The organism is Chamaesiphon minutus PCC 6605 (assembly GCF_000317145.1).
Lineage (GTDB): Bacteria > Cyanobacteriota > Cyanobacteriia > Cyanobacteriales > Chamaesiphonaceae > Chamaesiphon > Chamaesiphon minutus.
This window is the reverse complement of sequence record NC_019697.1, coordinates 172,434-189,886: the sequence shown is the minus strand read 5'-3', so window position 1 is coordinate 189,886 and position 17,453 is coordinate 172,434. Positions and strand designations below refer to the sequence as shown.

At 44.6% G+C, this 17,453-nt stretch carries 13 protein-coding genes; 4 read left to right on the top strand and 9 right to left on the bottom strand.

Annotated features, from left to right (window positions below):
* Positions 1–239: 239 nt before the first annotated feature.
* The 4 genes from CHA6605_RS00920 to CHA6605_RS00905 all read right to left on the bottom strand — a co-directional run bounded on the left by CHA6605_RS00920 (position 240) and on the right by CHA6605_RS00905 (position 7,791).
* Positions 240–2,834, bottom strand: a complete 2,595-nt coding sequence (locus CHA6605_RS00920; RefSeq protein WP_015157673.1) for an ABC transporter substrate-binding protein — start codon at positions 2,832–2,834, stop codon at positions 240–242.
* 131 nt (positions 2,835–2,965) lie between these two features.
* Positions 2,966–4,366, bottom strand: a complete 1,401-nt coding sequence (locus tag CHA6605_RS31115; RefSeq protein WP_015157672.1) for a DUF1822 family protein — start codon at positions 4,364–4,366, stop codon at positions 2,966–2,968.
* Between the two features lie 52 nt (positions 4,367–4,418).
* Positions 4,419–5,627, bottom strand: coding sequence for a hypothetical protein (locus CHA6605_RS00910; protein ID WP_015157671.1), 1,209 nt, complete (start codon positions 5,625–5,627; stop codon positions 4,419–4,421).
* Between the two features lie 793 nt (positions 5,628–6,420).
* The gene (locus CHA6605_RS00905) at positions 6,421–7,791 is read right to left on the bottom strand and encodes an ankyrin repeat domain-containing protein (RefSeq protein ID WP_015157670.1); all 1,371 of its coding nucleotides are present in this window, start codon (positions 7,789–7,791) and stop codon (positions 6,421–6,423) included.
* A gap of 257 nt (positions 7,792–8,048) precedes the next feature.
* On the opposite strand from CHA6605_RS00905, the gene CHA6605_RS00900 reads away from it, so the two are divergent.
* On the top strand, positions 8,049–8,516 hold the full coding sequence (locus CHA6605_RS00900; protein WP_015157669.1) for a DUF4079 domain-containing protein: 468 nt from the start codon (positions 8,049–8,051) through the stop codon (positions 8,514–8,516).
* A gap of 227 nt (positions 8,517–8,743) precedes the next feature.
* Here CHA6605_RS00900 and CHA6605_RS00895 read toward each other — a convergent pair whose 3' ends face one another.
* Complete coding sequence (locus tag CHA6605_RS00895; RefSeq protein ID WP_015157668.1) at positions 8,744–9,211, bottom strand: Rrf2 family transcriptional regulator; 468 nt, start codon at positions 9,209–9,211, stop codon at positions 8,744–8,746.
* Here CHA6605_RS00895 and CHA6605_RS00890 point away from each other — a divergent pair.
* From CHA6605_RS00890 to trmB, 3 genes are all read left to right on the top strand, one after another.
* Positions 9,188–9,415, top strand: a complete 228-nt coding sequence (locus CHA6605_RS00890) for a hypothetical protein (RefSeq protein ID WP_041547399.1) — start codon at positions 9,188–9,190, stop codon at positions 9,413–9,415. The two genes, CHA6605_RS00895 and CHA6605_RS00890, sit on opposite strands and share 24 nt — an antisense overlap.
* A 227-nt stretch (positions 9,416–9,642) precedes the next feature.
* Positions 9,643–10,044: an AbrB family transcriptional regulator gene (locus tag CHA6605_RS00885; protein WP_015157667.1), complete on the top strand. Its 402-nt coding sequence runs from the start codon at positions 9,643–9,645 to the stop codon at positions 10,042–10,044.
* Positions 10,045–10,355: 311 nt separating this feature from the next.
* Positions 10,356–10,988 carry a tRNA (guanosine(46)-N7)-methyltransferase TrmB gene (trmB, locus tag CHA6605_RS00880; RefSeq protein WP_015157666.1) on the top strand — a complete coding sequence of 211 codons (633 nt, stop codon included), beginning with the start codon at positions 10,356–10,358 and terminating at the stop codon, positions 10,986–10,988.
* Between the two features lie 253 nt (positions 10,989–11,241).
* Here the strand turns inward: trmB and murD are convergent, their stop codons facing one another.
* The 4 genes from murD to sbcC all read right to left on the bottom strand — a co-directional run bounded on the left by murD (position 11,242) and on the right by sbcC (position 17,220).
* Positions 11,242–12,594, bottom strand: coding sequence for a UDP-N-acetylmuramoyl-L-alanine--D-glutamate ligase (gene murD / locus CHA6605_RS00875; RefSeq protein WP_015157665.1), 1,353 nt, complete (start codon positions 12,592–12,594; stop codon positions 11,242–11,244).
* Positions 12,595–12,795: 201 nt separating this feature from the next.
* Complete coding sequence (locus CHA6605_RS00870) at positions 12,796–13,152, bottom strand: MGMT family protein (protein ID WP_015157664.1); 357 nt, start codon at positions 13,150–13,152, stop codon at positions 12,796–12,798.
* Positions 13,153–13,192: 40 nt separating this feature from the next.
* A complete protein-coding gene (gene cobM, locus CHA6605_RS00865; protein WP_157260140.1) occupies positions 13,193–14,035 on the bottom strand; it encodes a precorrin-4 C(11)-methyltransferase in 843 nt (280 codons plus the stop codon).
* 146 nt (positions 14,036–14,181) lie between these two features.
* Positions 14,182–17,220, bottom strand: coding sequence for an exonuclease subunit SbcC (gene sbcC, locus CHA6605_RS00860; RefSeq protein ID WP_015157662.1), 3,039 nt, complete (start codon positions 17,218–17,220; stop codon positions 14,182–14,184).
* Between the last annotated feature and the right edge of the window lie 233 nt (positions 17,221–17,453).

Sequence of the window (17,453 nt, the reverse complement as noted above, 5' to 3'; positions counted from 1 at the left end):
ATCTAATAATATTCAGTGCGCGACATCCAAGTTATCGCTCGGTCGGAGAGCTGTAGAGTTATATAAAAGCTTAGACCACCTGACATTATTACATTTTTCGCCGCCGATCGGTATATGTCACCCAGGCAAAAGGGGATCGGGTAATGGGTAATGGGTAATGAGTATCTCAAACAATTACTCCCATCCCCCCCGCTCCCTGCTCACCGCTCAAACAGTAACTAGATTTACGCCATAGACTGTTAGATTGCAGGTTTAAAATCCTTGCATTTGGTACCATCGCATTTGGGCGTAACTAGGCTGTTGATGGCTTGAGATCGATCGCTACCTGTTAGGCTGACTTCGCCAGTAATGCCAGGGATCGTAAAAGTCGAATTACTAATAATTTTTTGAAGTTCGCGGCGAGCATCGATAATATTGAGATCGATCGGCACGCGATCTAATGCTTGAATGACCAATTGAGTGGCATCGTAGTTCATGGCAATTCGATGATCTAAATTAGCTTTGTCTCCCCAAAAATTAGGCAAAACGATCGTATTATTTTGATAAAAAGATGGATGCCAAGTTAAACTGATGACTAATTTTTCAAGTTGCTGCTTACTAAACCGAGTAAATAATGTTTGATCTTTAACAACTTCATTACCCACGATCGGCAACTCACCATTATTTGCTTCGATAATTGATAATAACCGATTTCGTTCTGGTGCATCGCTAGTATAAGCATCGGGAATTAACACGATCGCTTGCGCTCCAGATGCTTTAGCTTTTTTAATAACGTCGCTTGCATTACCACTCGGCGAAAAATCAAACTTAGAAACAATATCGCTCCCTTGAATATTAGCTTTCAATGCTGCGGTCATGGAATCACTAAATGTTTTACCCGGAGTGTGAAATAAGGCGATTTTAGTGTATTTATGAGCTTTAAGATAATTAGCGATCTCTTTGCCAGAGACTTTATTATTGGAGCAAACGCGGAAAAAGAAGTTATCGGTACCAGTACTCGTCAAATCTGTAGAAGTACTAGTCCCAGAAACTAGTACGGTATGCTGTCGGTTGTAGATATCTTTTGCTACTAAAGTTACTTCAGATGCGTAGCTGCCAATCCCCGCAAATATATCTCTTTTGAGTAGATTCTGAACTAAGCTAGCGACAGAATGTTTGTCATTCTTATCGTCGGCAATGACAACTTGGAGTTTCCATGAGTGGCTGGGATCGGCATTCCATTGTTGCTGGGCAAAGGCGATCGATTTTAACATGCCCGTGGGAATATCTAATGGTGTAGATTGGGATGCTGGGATGCTGATGGCGATAGTTCTAATTGATAAATTTCGATTTGCTAGCTTGGCATTTTCTAGCATAATCAGGGTTTCTGGGTCTTTCTTGGCATCCCAAGCTTTATTTAGAAACTTAATTGCTTGAGGATAATCACCTTTAGCAATTGCATTCGCTCCTAGCTGTTTGTGGATTTGGGTACTGACATTCGGTTCTTTCAGTAAAATTTCTTCACCGCAGCTAATGCCATCACCTTGGATAGAATTACATGCTACTTCTAACTTGGGTGATTGAGATCTCCAATACCACGCAGTTGCTGCTAGTAATCCGATAAAAACTATCGCTGGTATTTTCATTTTCTTCCCTGTAAACTTAATAGTTATTAGGGGCTGAAGTACTAGATTATGCAGTCTTTTTTGCCAAGAAGAACCACTGGAAATTGGAAATTTTAATGGTGGGGCGTATGGGGAAGTGAATAAAATCGGTAAAATTGACGTACCGGGGCAATGTAGATCGTAATTAATTAACTCTCCTCTAGTATCAGTCAGTGCGGTTTCTAAGCTATGCGCCCGCACGATCCAATGGTGTAATAATCGCTCGAAAAACAATCTCAATACGCGATAATGAACTGGCACTCTAAACGCAATTACATTCGGCACACCAATAGTACTAGATGCCAATGCTCTAGCTGCTCCAATACTCGAACAACCTGCCAGAATGACTAATTTTAGACCATTTCTGACACTATTTTTGAAAGATTGAGTGTACTGTTTGATGGAGATACTATCTAGCTCATTAATACCAATTTTACCATCCAGCCCATTATCATTCATTTGGCTGTGTCCGACCATGATAATTACATCAAAGTGACCATCACTAATTGTTTCTAAAACTTTTGAGGGAGATGGCTTGTCAAGGTGCGTAACAATTGCAGGCGATCGAAAGTAGCGTTCGATTTCTTGGAGATGAATTGGCTCTTGGATACCTTGTTGATTGCCCAGTACTACTAAAATATTGGGAATCTTTTGCCAAGTTAATTTACGAGTTAATTCTTGAGGTGCAAAAACCACGCTCACAGCTCGATCTTCGCCAGCTAAGATATTAGTAATAAAGGATGTCTGCTCGATCGATAAAGCCTGGATGTCGTAGTTATCTGTTAAGATAACTAATCTCATTGGTTCGCTTTGTGGAATCCCATTGAGACTGCGCAATAATCCTTCGCGAATCTTCATCCAAGATTTTTGCTCTAAGGTGCGATCGAGTGAGTCGCGGAGCTGTTCGATGCCTACTTTTAAGGTATCACAATCGCTAGCGACATTTTGCACCATCGTTTTTGGTAATTGAATACCACCAAAGTATCGATCTTGACTCGTTGCTGTTTTAAACTTGGCAGTAATTTGCTGATTGAGGGCGATTAAAGGCTGGATATTTAATGTTCCTTCAGCCACAGGATGCTCGCGACTGATTATCGCTCCAGAGTCGTCAATTTTGGCAACAGTGAGCTTTGCTGATAGTGGAGCTAGATTATTACTGGAGGTTAGGTCTATTATCCGAATGTGGCTCACGATCGACCTCTAATTTAACAATATGAGCATAAGTCAGTACATCCCTCTAATCTACCGCACAGCTCGATCTCAACTATGTTGTTAACGATCGGGTGTAACAAAAAATAATTGAGATCTTGCAGCTACTTTCCTTAGATAGCGAAAGCTTCGACGATCGTATCCTCATTCATCGACACTTGAATATTAAAGCGATCGCTACTACTAGCAGTAAAATACAGTTGAATATAATTATCCATCACTGTCGATCTACTTTCAACTTCACAGATACAGTCGCCATCTTCGGCAAAGAGATTGAGGCGCACATTTGGTGGTAGATATGGCTCAGTACCGATCGGGTAAACACGATTTAAAATCGCATAAGTCCCGTCGATTAACGGAATGGCAGCTACCATCAAGCCTAATTTATGTCCTTGTATTACCAAGCCGAGATCTTTAATCCGGCGGTGCCAGTTGAGATCGTTTTCTGGTGAGATCGTCCATAAATATTCAGCAGCTTGCCAGCGTAAATATTCATCAGTTGTATGCTGCATCAAATAGATTAATAGCAGTAGCGGCGAATCGATATCGGCAGGTAAATCTACTTTTTTAGCAGTATTTTGACTGCTATATAAATTGCGAACTGCACGGTGAATTTCTAGATCGCTACCAAGAGAAATACCTTTGACTGCGGGTGCAGCCATATAACCGCCCAAATAGCTCGGTTTAAGTTGAGATTTATCGAAGACTTCTGACATTTTTACCCAGCCACGATCGACTAAATCGTTAGCTAGATCTGTGACTTGCTGGAACCAATTAGAGATTTGGATAATTCCTGGTTTTGGGTGCGCGTACATCGTTAAATATTCAGGAGAATCGATAATTGCTCCCCACTTTTCAAAAGGTAAGATATGGCGCGGTGAAAAACCAGAACGATCTTGGTGAAGTCGATCGATTAATGTTATCGCTTCTAAAGGTGATATTTGAATCTCGCTAGGTATTTTACCCCGCTCTGGCGGTACGATTTCATTCGCAACCAAATGACAAGTAGTCCATAAAGAGTCCAAATCCCCAATTAAATCGACGCCTTCAATTTCATAACTACGAACATGGCGATCGAGATGCGATCTTTGTTGCAAAGATTGATGCGAAATAAATCCCCACAAGTGCAAACAATTAGACTCTAAATCGATCCTTACTGGCACGTAATAATCTGCCATCCATCGGGATAAATCTACCCATTCTTGCTGCACCTCAAACCCAGCTAAATCTAAATCTAGGCTGGGAATAAAAGCCACTTTAACTCCCGAAACTAACAGCACAAAGCCATTGACGATCGTACTGACAAACGCTCGCTCTAATTCGGCACTTGGAAAAATTGATTCGACATCTAAGTCTAGCGATTCAGTCAAGTATTTAACGATCGCGCTAATACAAACTCGATTGAGCTTCATGCAGTCTGGCGATTCTCCTAAATTACTCAGATCGACATCGATCCAAATGTGTTCTGGATATATTTTGCTCAGGAACTGAGTCTGTTGCTGAAAGATACTCATAAAATTTAACCTAAATTTAGACCGCTAACTACTTGGGCGAGGTGAAGCTTATTTATGTAATCTCGATGGGCTGACATTGATGAAAGTATTTATCTAATAAATGTTTGACAGCAACGATCGCTTGACTATTTTTCTGCGCTCTACCGTCAATAGGATGCGGGATTTGGGTGTGAATAAAATCCAGTAATTCTAAATAAATTTCTCCTAACTTTCGCGATACTTTTGATTGATCTTTGGCGATTAGTTTCGCAATCTTACCCTGCTTGAGACTTTGCTGGTGTCGTAAAGTCACAATCTGTTGCGATTCGGCAGGTAAATCGCTAATGAATCGCTCGATCGCTTTAAATATCTTAAGGAAAGTTGCATCTACCGTATCAATTTCTAGTGCGGGTGGATCTGTCCGATACTCGATCGCAATGAACGCATTAGGATCGTCATATCGCTCGATCGTTGGGCTAGCATCGGCACGAATTAAATTGCCAACTCGATCGAGTCTCGTGCGTAGTTCTTCAACCGAGATTTCGATGCCTAGAGATCGAACTTTTACTAAAATTTCTTGCCAATTTTCTAAGGTTAACCGATCGACTCGAATGCACGATCGACCCAGATAATTTTTAAAGATTTTACACATCGATAGCTCTGCATTGAGGTAATTGGTAGTAATATTACCCAACAATGCGGCACGCGCTTTGAGGCAACTCGATCGCGATACCACACCTAAATTGGATAGTCCAAAATATGGATCGCCATTCGCCCTGAGATAAGCAAAAGAATTATATCTCACCGCATTGTAAGTCCAAGCTTGCAATCCTACCAATAGGTCGGGATGATATTCTGGTTTAAAACTAGTTACAAGCTGTCGAATACTCAAACTCGGCGTCACTAATCGCTCGAATAATTCTTCATTCTGTTTGACTTTGGGTACTTTTTGCCAGGTATGCAGTGCGGCTTTAACTGTCATGGCTCTAATGAAGTTGAACCAACAATTATTCCGCACCAGATTTTGCTGTGCCAAGGCGATGCGATATAAGTTAGCTACTACTACTGTTGTTAATTGTCGATCGGCAATTAATAATCGATCGATACAACTATTTACCTCTTCTAGATTGGCAAGCGAAACTCCGCAAAGCTGAAAATTCCCAGCTCGACAGATGGCGGGGAGGGCATCTGTGTCGCATTGCCATGAAATTCGGATATAACCAGATGAGTTTAGTTCCCATCTAGGTACGCTGTAAAATATGCTCAAAGGGTTGAGAGGCATAGATTTGAAGGAGTAACATACCAGCAATAACTAGTGATTGGGAGGGGTTTGGTGTTTTATGCAGAGGGTAGAAAGTTTGAGCGATCTAGTACTTCTCTCGTCTCTGTGTTTCCTTCGTGCGATCGCTTTTGGTGTTGACAGAACCCGGATCTGGGGGTTGTCTTGACGCGCTAAACCCTCGGCAAAGCCGAGGAGCGCGCGTCGCTCCGACCCCCAGACCCCCCGTTGAGGGGCTACTGTGTATACACAAGTCTGATTGACTTCGTTTCTAGATCTAAATCCCCCAAACCCCCTTAAAAAGGGGGCTAAGATCCGGTCAAAGTCCCCCTTGAAAAGGGGGATTTAGCGGCTCCCGTAACTCCTTTGGAGTGGCTGCGCCAACGTCGGGTTCCCCGACGGATTAGGGAGACAAGACAGGGGGATTTCTAGGGTTTTCGCTTCCCTCCAGACTTGTGTATACACGGTAGCGTTGAGGGGCGGGACGCGTCTTGACAGAAACGCACGCTGAGGAGACCTCAGCGCGATTTCGGTCGCCGCCCCTCAAACTCCCCTGCGTATGTAGGTTGTTGGTGCTAAGTGTTGTATGGGGTCGGTTCGGACTTAGTTGCTACGGGGTAGGGTTTACTGGTGATAAGTTTGGTGGGTTGGGCACGAAGCCCTCCCCTACACTTAGCTTATTGTGTTGAGTGTTCGTCTCCCCATCTCCCCGTCGCCCCGTCGCCCCCTCTCCTCATCTCCCCATCCCCCCATCTCCCCGTCGCCCCATCTGTTCCTCTCCCCATCTCCCCCTCCCCTAAACCTTCCCTAACAACTCCATCGCGTATCGATCGCTATTAATTTGTGCTAAATCGAGAGCGGTTAAGCCGCCTTGGTTGCGATGGCTGGGATTGGCTCCGGCGGCGAGTAATAGTTTGACGATGTGATGGTGGCGGCGATGGGTTGCCCACATGAGGGCTGTCGCGCCAGTCTCGTCTTGAGAATCGATCTGTGCGCCAGCGTCTACGAGCGATCGGGCTAAATTGAGATTGCCCTCAATTGCGGCGATCGTTAGGGGAGTTTGTCTATCTTTGAAGGTTTGGTTGGGAGAGACGCCAGCAGCTAAAAGTAGTTGGACTATTTCGACATATAAATTGACGATCGCCAGTCCAAAGGCAGTAACTCCCTGCTGGTGAGCATTCAAATCCGTCTCCGACTCCAGGATCGCCGCAACGACGTCTGTGTGCTCGTGTAAGGTCGCTAAAACTAGTGGTGTATCCCCCAGGTTGGTGATGAGATCGGTCTTTGCGCCACGGTCGAGTAACAGCCTGACGAGATCGAGATCGCCTTCGATCGCGGCTAAATGTAGGGCAGTTTCTAGCTCTTGAGATTGCAGATCGGGATTGGCTCCAGCAGCTAACAGAGCGGCGACAATTTCGGTTTGTTTGGCAGATGTGGCGGCAATTAGCGGCGTCCAGCCCTCATGATTCTGAAAATCGATCGCGGCACCAGCAGCAATTAGCGGTTGAATTAAGCTGGTATAGCCCTGCTCGGCAGCAATAATCAACAAACTATCGCCTTCATTATCTACTGCTTGGAGATCGGCACCAGCAGCGATCAGCATCTGAAGAATAGCGACATCTGCTGGCGCGGACATCAGTAGGATCGGCGTTTTACCGTCGCTGCGGCGATAGTGGAGATCGGCACCAGCGTCGATTAGTTGGCGGACTACAGCAGTATGATTGCGATCGATCGCCATATTCAGGGCATTATCGCCATCGGCATCAACACAGACGACATTGGCTCCAGCCGCTAGCAGTAAGCTGACAATTTCCTCGGCACCGACGGATGCTGCTGCCATCAGCGCGGTACTACCATCCTCATTGACAGCATCGACATTGGCTCCCCGTGCTAATAATCGATCGACAACTGCGACTCGATTGGCGGCAGCGGCAAACATAAGCGCGGTAGTCCCAAATTGGCGGCGATGGAGATTGACATCCGCACCAGCAGCCAGTAATAAATCGACGATTTCAGTAGCTCCGCTTTGGGCGGCAAACATTAGCGCGGTAGTACCTTCAGCATCAGTCGTATCAACCTGGGCACCACGCTCTAACGCTGTAGTAATTTGACGCGCGTTGCCAAGCTTGGCAGATTGAATCAGCAGGAGATTAAATTGATAAGACATTATAAATTTTGGGAAGCTAACTGTCAGTGGATCTGGCGGTACCCGCCGCTAGTATTTTGGGGCGAACTGCTATTGCCAAATTTAGCAGCGATCGAACAACGATAGGTGATTCTTCTCCACAAGAGGCTATCGGTTGACAAACCCAAGGTCGCACTTGTCGCTTAGAGTCGTCGAAGTACACCAATGCCAACACCCACAAATTTTATGCTAACTTTTATAGATATTCTTAAAACTTTTGCGACAATTTTTCCGATCCTATGGACTCTATTCCTGCTAATATCAAACCCTATCTCAATTTTATCCATCCGGCAATAATGTGGATTTTATTGGCAACTACCCTATACGCAATGTATCTGGGCTTTCAAATTCGCAAAACACGTAGTGCAACAGGTGAGGAAAAGAAACAACTCATTCAGGGCAAATATAATCTCCGTCATTACCAACTCGGCTCGATCGTCTTGGCAGTAATGGTATTAGGGACGCTGGGTGGGATGGCCGCTACTTATATCAACAATGGTAAATTATTCGTCGGCCCCCATTTGCTCGCTGGCTTAGGCATGACTGGCGCGATCGCGGTTTCGGCTTCGCTGTCTCCATATATGCAAAAAGGGGCGGATTGGGCAAGATACAGTCATATCGGAATCAACTTAGTCCTCGTAGGACTGTTTGGCTGGCAAGCAGTTTCTGGAGTCGAAATTCTCCTCCGAATTATCAGTAAAATGTAAGCCATCTGTGCAAATTGCCCATACAGATCCTGGGTAGGGGTAATTCATGAATTACCCCTACCCAGATTTGTGCGGATAATATCGCGATCTTCTGCATTCTGCCTAAAACCTAAAACCTAAAACCTAAAGCCTAAAGCCTAAAGCCTAAAGCCTAAAGCCTAAAGCCTAAAGCCTAAAGCCTAAAGCCTAAAGCCTAAAGCCTAAAGCCTCTATCCGTGCAACCAACACTAAATAATATAATTAGTTACCTCTCCCTGAGCGGCTTGCCAACTCCGAGCATCATAATAAAGATCTGCCAGAGAAATACTCGCCAATGCTGCTTGCAGTTTTTCATTGAGCCTGCGCCACACCATTAAAGTTACCCAATCTGCCGCTAAATTGGTATCATTGATACTTGTCGATCGCGCTTCATGAAGATCGACACTTTCGGATACCATCGATTCACCAACTGCCGTCAAGATATCGCTCAACGAAATTTGAGTCGGTTTTTTTGCCAGTTTATAACCACCATGTACCCCACGAATCGATCTGACTAGTCCCGCGCGCCGCAATTCAATGAGTAATTTTTCGAGGTAGGGAATGGGTAAATATTGACGTGTGGCGATCGCGCTGACAGAAGCTGGCCCATAACCTGGTTGCAAACTCAGATCCAGCATCGCCTTCACACTGTAATGCCCGCGAGTAGTCAATTTCATTTTGCTATATTCTGTGCTGAGTTAGTCAAGCTTTGTGGCAGTAATATTACCCTGCTGCTGCGATTATCGAGCTGCTATTTTTACGAAGCCCGATCTTTTGGCGATCGAGAACAGATCGTCTTGGCGATCTTATCCATATATCCAATCCTAGCAGAATCGATCGGTCGTCTGGCACTACAACTATCGATCGCCGAACTATCTTAATTGATTACTCAGAACTATTATTTAGTATTCACCTGATATTTAAAGATAAGTTTCGTTACGCACGAAAAAAGATGGTATGTTAGATACAGACAGTTAACAAACTTGCTCTATTGGGTGTACTATAAGGACAAGAGCTGATAGCAACCTCCAATAACTAATTGCAGGTCTAGTTTAGCAAAACCGCAACGCCGGATAGCGTTAGATCCTCTAGTTTGAAATCTAAGTTGATGAGTAATAAGAAAAATATTGAGCCGCTAGTTGGCGAAGAACTACTTCAAAAAGTCAAAGACCTCGGCAGCGCGAGCAAGGAAGAGAAAGCCCGCGAATGTGGTTACTATACCGAAACCAAGAACGGTGTCGAACGCGTTAATATGATGAAGTTTCTTAACGCGCTCATCGATGCTGAAGGCATTCAGTTGGATAGTAAAGCAGTTGGTGGCGGTCGTGGCGGTCGCAGTGCTAGCTACAAAATTACCGTCCAATCTAACAATAATTTATTGATTGGTGCTGCATACACCAAGCAAATGGGCTTAAAGGAAGGCGATGTATTTAACATCACTCTCGGACGCAAGCACATTCATCTCAAACAAGTCGATGCCAATGGCGATGAAGCAAATGGCGATGACTAGAGCGATTTGCGCCTAGTAACATCGATTAGCACTAAAGATCTCGATCGCATCTTATCGCCATCGAGATCGAGATGACAACTTCGATCGAATCTCGATTGAGTTAATCGCACTCTCGTCTCAATTGCTCGATATTTCCCGATCTTGCTAGTAAATTTTAGATTGCTACTAGAGTAATTTAAGATTTACTAGCTTTATCTGTTCCAGGGTACTTTTTTGTGCATCTGTTCCCCATTTGAATTTCTATTAGCTACCGATCTTCAGATCGACGTTCGGTAGCATTTCCATCCACTTAGTATTATCGCTTGCGCTTCATGGCTCGGATTAAAGTTCGGCAGCATGTCAATCCACTGAGTATTATCTATCAACAACCGCTGACGCCACCAGATTGGGCAGAAGTTTATGCCAACTTATCGGCACCAATTCATCTCGATATCGGTAGTGCGTGGGGAAAATTTTTGCTCCAATTAGCACAATCCGATCGATCTTGGAATTATCTAGGTATTGAAATTCGCGAAGCTTTAGTCACCCATGCCAATCAGAAACGAGATGAATTAGGTGCGGACAATCTGCATTATGTCTTTGGCAATATCAATACTTCACTCGCAACGTTACTCGCATCGCTCCCAGAAGGTAAATTACAACGGGTGAGCATTCAGTACCCCGATCCTTGTTTCAAAACTAAACATGCCAAACGTCGCGTCGTTCAACCACAATTAGTTAACGATCTGGCGCGATATTTGCCGATCGGTGCTGAAGTATTTTTGCAATCGGATTTAGAATGGGTAGCGCGGGAAATGTGCGATCGATTTAGCGAAAATGCCGCTTTCGATCGTACCCAACCCGAGTGGATCGAACCCAATCCACTCGGTATTCCTACCGAGCGTGAAGCATTCACTCTTAAGAAGGGTTTACCCGTGCATCGAGCCATTTATCGGCGATGCTAGAGATGTTTTGGATATAGAACCTATTTGAGATCTTTCGAGCGATCCTGTTAGGGGAGAGCGAGTTTTGTTTAACATCTGGGTAAAATCGACATTAAGTAGCACAAACCCGCCTCTACAGTCCCAGTAGGTTAGGCACTGTCTTGATTCACTCAATCTGGAGGACATCTCCAGAGCGTGAATCGCTGCCCACCGTATAGGTTTCAGATACAATCATTTTATAAACAGTTACACTCACCTACTTATTTACTCGGTGTCAACCACCTGATAATAATGCTTGACATAGTTGTCGAAAATCATCGCCACGATGCTCGAAACTAGTATACTGGTCGAAACTCGCACAAGCTGGAGATAACAACACAATTTTGGCTCGATGTTGTTTGGCAAGTTCGGGAGCGCGATCGATCGCATTTGCCATCGTTTCGACAATTTCAAAATTATGATATCCGACGGCTGTTAAGCGATTGGCAAATTGAGTTGCCGCAGAGCCGATTAATAATACAACGGCTGCTTTTTGCTTAATTGTCTCCAACCAAGCCAGATCCTCGCCTTCTTTGGCTTCACCACCTGCGATTAAAATTACGGGCGATTTTACCGCACTCAATCCCACATCGGCAGCATCATAATTAGTCGCCTTACTATCATTAATATAATCCACGCCTTCATACGTGCAGATATATTCTAGACGATGGGCAACGCCAGGGAAACTAGCAACACCTTTTACGATCGCATTATTATCGATGTTTGCTAGTTTGGCAATTGCTACAGCCATCAACATATTCTGACGGTTATGATCTCCAGGCATTTTCAATGAGTCAGCTTGCAGCACTTTTTCGCCTCTAAATACCACCCAATTATCTTCAATCCAAATCCCCGCTGCGGGATTGCCTCTTAGATGCTGCTTGCCTTCTACGCTCGTCCACGTAGCACTTTGCCAATCGGATTCTTCCAGATCGTGTAAATATCGATCGTCACCATTAAGGATTTTATGGCGAGAATTGCGGAGTAATTTAGCTTTAATATTGGCATAATTAGTCACAGTTTTATGACGAGCCAAGTGATCGGGAGTTAAAGTCGTCCAGACGCCAATTTGAGGTGTCATGGTAAAGGTAGATTCGATTTGATAGCTACTCATTTCGGCAATAATCCATGCCGGATGTGTTTCTAATAAAGCTAATTCGCAAGCCGCAAACCCAATATTTCCACACCCGATCGTTTCGATGCCAGCAGCTTGAAAGATAGCCGCAGTCAAAGCTGTAGTCGTAGTTTTACCATTTGTTCCGGTAATTGCCACCCACGGAATATCGTGGAGATACCGCCATGCTAATTCCATTTCGCCGATCGTGTCGATGCCCATTTCTCTAGCCTTGACTAGCGGCGCAATATCCCACGGTACGCCAGGACTCACCACGATCGTATCTTCATCAATGGGCGCGAATTTGTCACCGAGTTTGACGTTAATATTGAGTAATTCTAATTGTTGTTTTTGAGCTTCGAGATTGGCATTACTATTACTATCGCTGAGGGTGACATTGTACCCATGCTTTGTCAAAAGTTTTGCAGCAGCGATACCCGATCGACCGAGACCGATTACAGTGGCTTTTTTCATATAATATTTTAAATTGTTGTGAGGAGAGTATTTTTACCGCAGCGATTCGCGTTTTGCTCCTAGTGGAGCGGAAGCAGTGCAGTCGGTTGCCCCAGAGGCGATGCGTGCGAACCAGAAAAAGGGCATAGAAGTCCGAATTTTAAATAAATTTTCCGATCTATTTTACTCGATCGTGAGTGTAATGATTTTTAAAAACTCGTTTTAGAGTTCGTCGCCACCATCGTCTATTAAATTTATCGGCGGTTGCCAGCGATATTTTTTGAGATCGATCCGATCCTCGCGCTGAAATTCGACACCTTCACTTTCTAATAAATTCTTCTGTAGATAGTCGCCGCCACAGCGCGCTATGGAGTAAGAAATTTCGCCCTTGGCGTTGACAACTCGTTGCCAGGGAATATCGGAGGCAATGTCTACCTGAAATAGCGCGTAACCTACCAACCGCGCTTTACCATATAACCCCGCCAAGTCGGCAACTTGCCCATAAGTGAGCACTTTACCACTGGGAATTCGCTTGACGACGGCATAGATTTTGGCGTAATTGGAAGAGCGAGCTGCCATGGGTTGGGTTGAAAGTGCTAGGGAATCTGGAGTGGATCGACTATTCTAGATCTGAAGACGATCTAAATAGATGCTGGTGTTGGGGATGGTATAGTCGCGAACGCGTTGGGGTTAAATCCGAGTTAGTGGCATCGATTTGGGCGAGTGCGGGGCTAATAATATACATTGTGGTGCGGACTAACCCTTCGCGGGTGGTGCGTTCCGCCATCTCTGTCAGGGGTACTACCCAGATTCGTTCGTCCTCCCAGCCGACGCGAAAACAGATGGCGACAAGTGTTTCTGGAGGGTAGTGACAGAGTAATTGGGATTGTGCTGTCTCGACATGTCGTGCGGCTAAATAGAGGCACAGACTCGATTGGTGGGCTGCTAAACTAGCCAAATCCTCGGCTGGCGGTACGCTAGATGCTCTACCCGAAGGGCGCGTGAGGATAATTGTCTGGACGATTTCGGGAATGGTGAGTTCGACTTGGAGTGTGGCTGCGGCGGCTTGATAAGCACTAATTCCGGGTATTAATTCGACAGTAATATTTGCAGCTTTAAGGGCGTGAATTTGTTCGGAGATCGCACTATATAATGATAAATCTCCAGAGTGCAATCTGGCGATCGTTAGACCCGATCTCCCTCGATCTCCTTGCGGCGTGCTGACGCGATCGAGTATTACCGATACAATCTGTTCGAGGGTAAGATCGCTGGTTTTGATAATTTCGGCATCGGGGCGAGCGTGTTGTAAGATGCGATCGGGTATGAGCGAATCGGCATATAAAATTGTATCGGCAGTTGCAATGATGCGCTGTCCTTTGACTGTTAATAGATCGGGATCTCCAGGGCCGACGCCGATGATATAAACTTGGGGTGTAAGTGGTCGATCTGCTATCAATTTTATTTCCTTGCCTTTATGCCTTTAAATCGATTTAATTAGCCAACATTTTAGCTGGTGGGCAGTGCCCACCCTACCTAATCTGCCCATCCTACCTAATCTAAAATGTAGGCTGGGCACTGCCCACCGTTCCTAATCTTCGCAATTAAAATTCAAGTTATGACTTGAATTTGAGAACCTTTGGACGTTTTTTGTACCTCAATTCGCGTTTGAAAAGCCTCGCGAAATTGGGGCATGTGAGTAACTGTTAGAATGCAGGCAAAGTCAGCAGAAATCGCATTAATCGCCGCAATCAATCGATCGCAGCCTTCGCGATCTTGGGTACCAAAGCCTTCATCGACGATCAGCATTTGCAGGGGCGTTCCGGCTCGTTGAGAGAGGAGTTTGGCTAAGGCGAGGCGGATGGAGAAGTTAATCCGAAAGGCTTCGCCACCAGAATAAGTTTCGTAGGATCTGGTACCGTTGGCATCGCCGATGACGATATCGAGGGTATCGATATATTTAGCACTTTTGACACTGGCTTTTTTGGTACGGCTGCCTTTAGTGGCTTTTTGGGTAATAAATTGGACGTGAAATTGATTGTTACTCAGTTTGGAGAGAATTTGATTACTTTCGGCTTCTAGTTGCGGCAAAATATTCTCGATTACTAAGGCTTGAATGCCATTTTTGCCAAATGCTTTGGTAAGTTCGTCGTAGATTTTTTGTTGCTGCTTGTAGGCTTCTAATTGCTGTTGTTGCGATCGCAGTTGTTCTTTGATTTGATGGAGTTGGGTCAGTTGTTGTTCGAGACTGCCGATAATTGAGAGATTATTATCTAGTTGTTGGCGACGTTCGGCAAGTTGGTGTTCGATCGCCATAATGCGCACATCGTTATCTGGAATTTTAGCAATTTCTAGACTAATGCGATCGATCTCTATTGTCGATCTTTGGCGATCTTCTGTATTCTGACGTTCGTTAGTCTCTAGAATTTTAATCCGATCTAGCAGTTGGGGTTGCGTTTGCTGGGCTTGCTGGAGTTCTTGATATTGTAGTTGAATTGACTGAGATTCGCGCAGGCTAGTTGTAACTTGGTTATGATAATTACGATCGTATCCCAATGCTTCGATCTCTTTAATTACTGCTTCTAATTCTATTTTCATATCAGAATTAGTTTGCAATAAATTAATATTTTCTTCGATCGCTGCAATCTCAATTTCCAGTCGCTCTTTTCGCTCGATCGACTGTTGTTGCTTGCGCTCAGCTTCTTTAATTCGCTCTTGCTTGGCTTCCGCCCAGCGTAGTTTATCAACTTCACCTCTAGCCAAAGCATGACTCTGTTCGCTATAGTTAGTTTCTTCTAATTGAATTAACAATCCAGCAAGTTCGGTTTGCAATTCACGAGCATAAATTCTAGATTCAATCGCGAGTTCAATTTGCGATTTCTCGATTGCAATTTCCTCAAGATTGACTTGTAGCTCGGCAATCGAATCTAACTGGGCTTGGAGTTTGCCACGTTGCTCGCGTAGATTTTCCGATCCGGCTAGTTCGCGATTTAATTGCTTGTATTGAGCGATCAGATCTTCACGTTCGCGGACATATAGAGAATATTCTTCCTGACTAGCTGAAATCTGTCGATCGATATTTTCGCGTTCGCTTTTGGCACTAGTTAAGACATGCTCCCGGTGATTTTCGTCTAATGGTTGCTCGCATACAGGACAACTAGCATCGGGAACTTCTAGCAGTTCTAACTTGCGATCGAGTTCTACTAATTGTTTCTGATAATTACGCACATCGGCATCCAATCGTTGGATATTTTCTTTTTTGACTAGACCTTTTTCTTCGATTCGTTTTTGATATACCTTTTTATTGTCTAATTCGGTAATCTGGGTATCGAGTAAAGTCAATCGATCGATTAATTGCTGACGTTCGTTAGTTTTAACTTTTATCTGCTGCTCTCTGAGGATTAACTCATTGAGTTTTGCCTGAATTTTAGCTGCCTCTCGATCGATTTTACCTATCAATATTACTCGTTCTTGTTGGAGCGGTAAGACTTCTGCTTGTAAGCGATCTAATTCTGTCACGCGCTGACGAAACGATTGCAATTGGGCGATCGCTTTGGTAACATCGCCAGCAGTTGCTAGCGTGGTAGCTAACTCCTGTTGCTGCTGAATGACTAATGCTAATTCAGCTTGACTTCTACCGAGAGTCAGTTGCAACTCTTGAGTTTGTCGCTCTAGTTGTTGCTGTAATTGTTGCTGCTTAATTTGGCTTTGTTGGTAAGTGTCAAATTGACGATCGAGGACCGCTAATTGCTGCTGTAAACTTAGATAAGCTTGATAAGCACCTGAAATCTCATCCGATCGAATTAAGAGACTATCCAAACGATTCTTATCGGTATTGAGTAACTGAAGATCGGCTTGGATCTGTGTAGCTGCTTGAATTAATTCGCGATCGCGTTTTTGCTCCCAACCTAATTGCTGTTGCCAAGTTTCTCGCTGTCTGGCGATCGTTTTAAAACTTTCTAATTCCTGTTCCTCAATAACTTGAAGCTGTTGCAACCGATCGATCTCAACTTTCACCTCATCCCGCTGCTGAGTAATCCCATCGATTTGGGCTAATTGCACCTCAGCTTCGGCTAAATTTTCCGTCAACACCTCTGCCTGAAGTTTAAACTGCTTCGCCGTATCTTTAGCGCGATCGGCTAACTGCTCGTAGCGATCGAGCTTCAATAAATCTGCTAAGATCTGCTTGCGATCTGTCGGCTTTTTGAGCATGAACTCATCAGCTTTACCCTGTCTTAAATAAGCCGAATTAATAAACGTATCGTAATCGATTTTGAGATAGTCATCGATTAAAGCTTGTGTCGATCGAATTCCCTTTTGAGTTAACGTCCGAAATTGTCCGCCACTCGTCTGAATCTGAAATTCCAACCCCCCAGTACTATCGCGCTGGCGAGAGCGGATGATCCGACAAGTCTCACCGTGCATCATAAAGGTGAAATCCACCCGCACATCCATCGCACCATTACTAATCGCGTCATCCTCACTCACCGCCCGACACTCACCCCAAATCGCCCAGGTAATTCCTTCTAAGAGCGAAGACTTCCCTGCACCATTAGCACCGCAAATACAAGCGGTGTGCAGCCCTGTAAAATCTAAACTGGCTTCGCTATAGCTGAGAAAGTTTTTGAGAGATAGTTGCAGAGGTATCACGATCGATCCTGGGTAGAGTTGACCTAGACTCTATGATAGAGACTTTTGGCGCGCTTGTGGTATTTTTGTGCTAGTTGAATGGGTGGATGGGTGGATGGGTAGATGAGTGGATGGGTAACAGAACAATTCTCTCTCCTCGTCTCTCCGTCCCCCCTTCTTCCCCGCTCCCCGCTGTCTTGATGTGCTAACCCGTCTGGAAACCAGACGAGCGCACATCGCTCCTAATCCTGCGG

Bases quoted from the DNA above. Each gene is read 5' to 3' on its own strand.
- CHA6605_RS31115 (WP_015157672.1), bottom strand. From the start codon at position 4,366: ATGAGTATCTTTCAGCAACAGACTCAGTTCCTGAGCAAAATATATCCA.
- CHA6605_RS00910 (WP_015157671.1), bottom strand. From the start codon at position 5,627: ATGCCTCTCAACCCTTTGAGCATATTTTACAGCGTACCTAGATGGGAA.
- CHA6605_RS00905 (WP_015157670.1), bottom strand. From the start codon at position 7,791: ATGTCTTATCAATTTAATCTCCTGCTGATTCAATCTGCCAAGCTTGGC.
- CHA6605_RS00900 (WP_015157669.1), top strand. From the start codon at position 8,049: ATGGACTCTATTCCTGCTAATATCAAACCCTATCTCAATTTTATCCAT.
- CHA6605_RS00890 (WP_041547399.1), top strand. From the start codon at position 9,188: ATGCCCGCGAGTAGTCAATTTCATTTTGCTATATTCTGTGCTGAGTTA.
- CHA6605_RS00895 (WP_015157668.1), bottom strand. From the start codon at position 9,211: ATGAAATTGACTACTCGCGGGCATTACAGTGTGAAGGCGATGCTGGAT.
- CHA6605_RS00885 (WP_015157667.1), top strand. From the start codon at position 9,643: ATGAGTAATAAGAAAAATATTGAGCCGCTAGTTGGCGAAGAACTACTT.
- trmB (WP_015157666.1), top strand. From the start codon at position 10,356: ATGGCTCGGATTAAAGTTCGGCAGCATGTCAATCCACTGAGTATTATC.
- murD (WP_015157665.1), bottom strand. From the start codon at position 12,594: ATGAAAAAAGCCACTGTAATCGGTCTCGGTCGATCGGGTATCGCTGCT.
- CHA6605_RS00870 (WP_015157664.1), bottom strand. From the start codon at position 13,152: ATGGCAGCTCGCTCTTCCAATTACGCCAAAATCTATGCCGTCGTCAAG.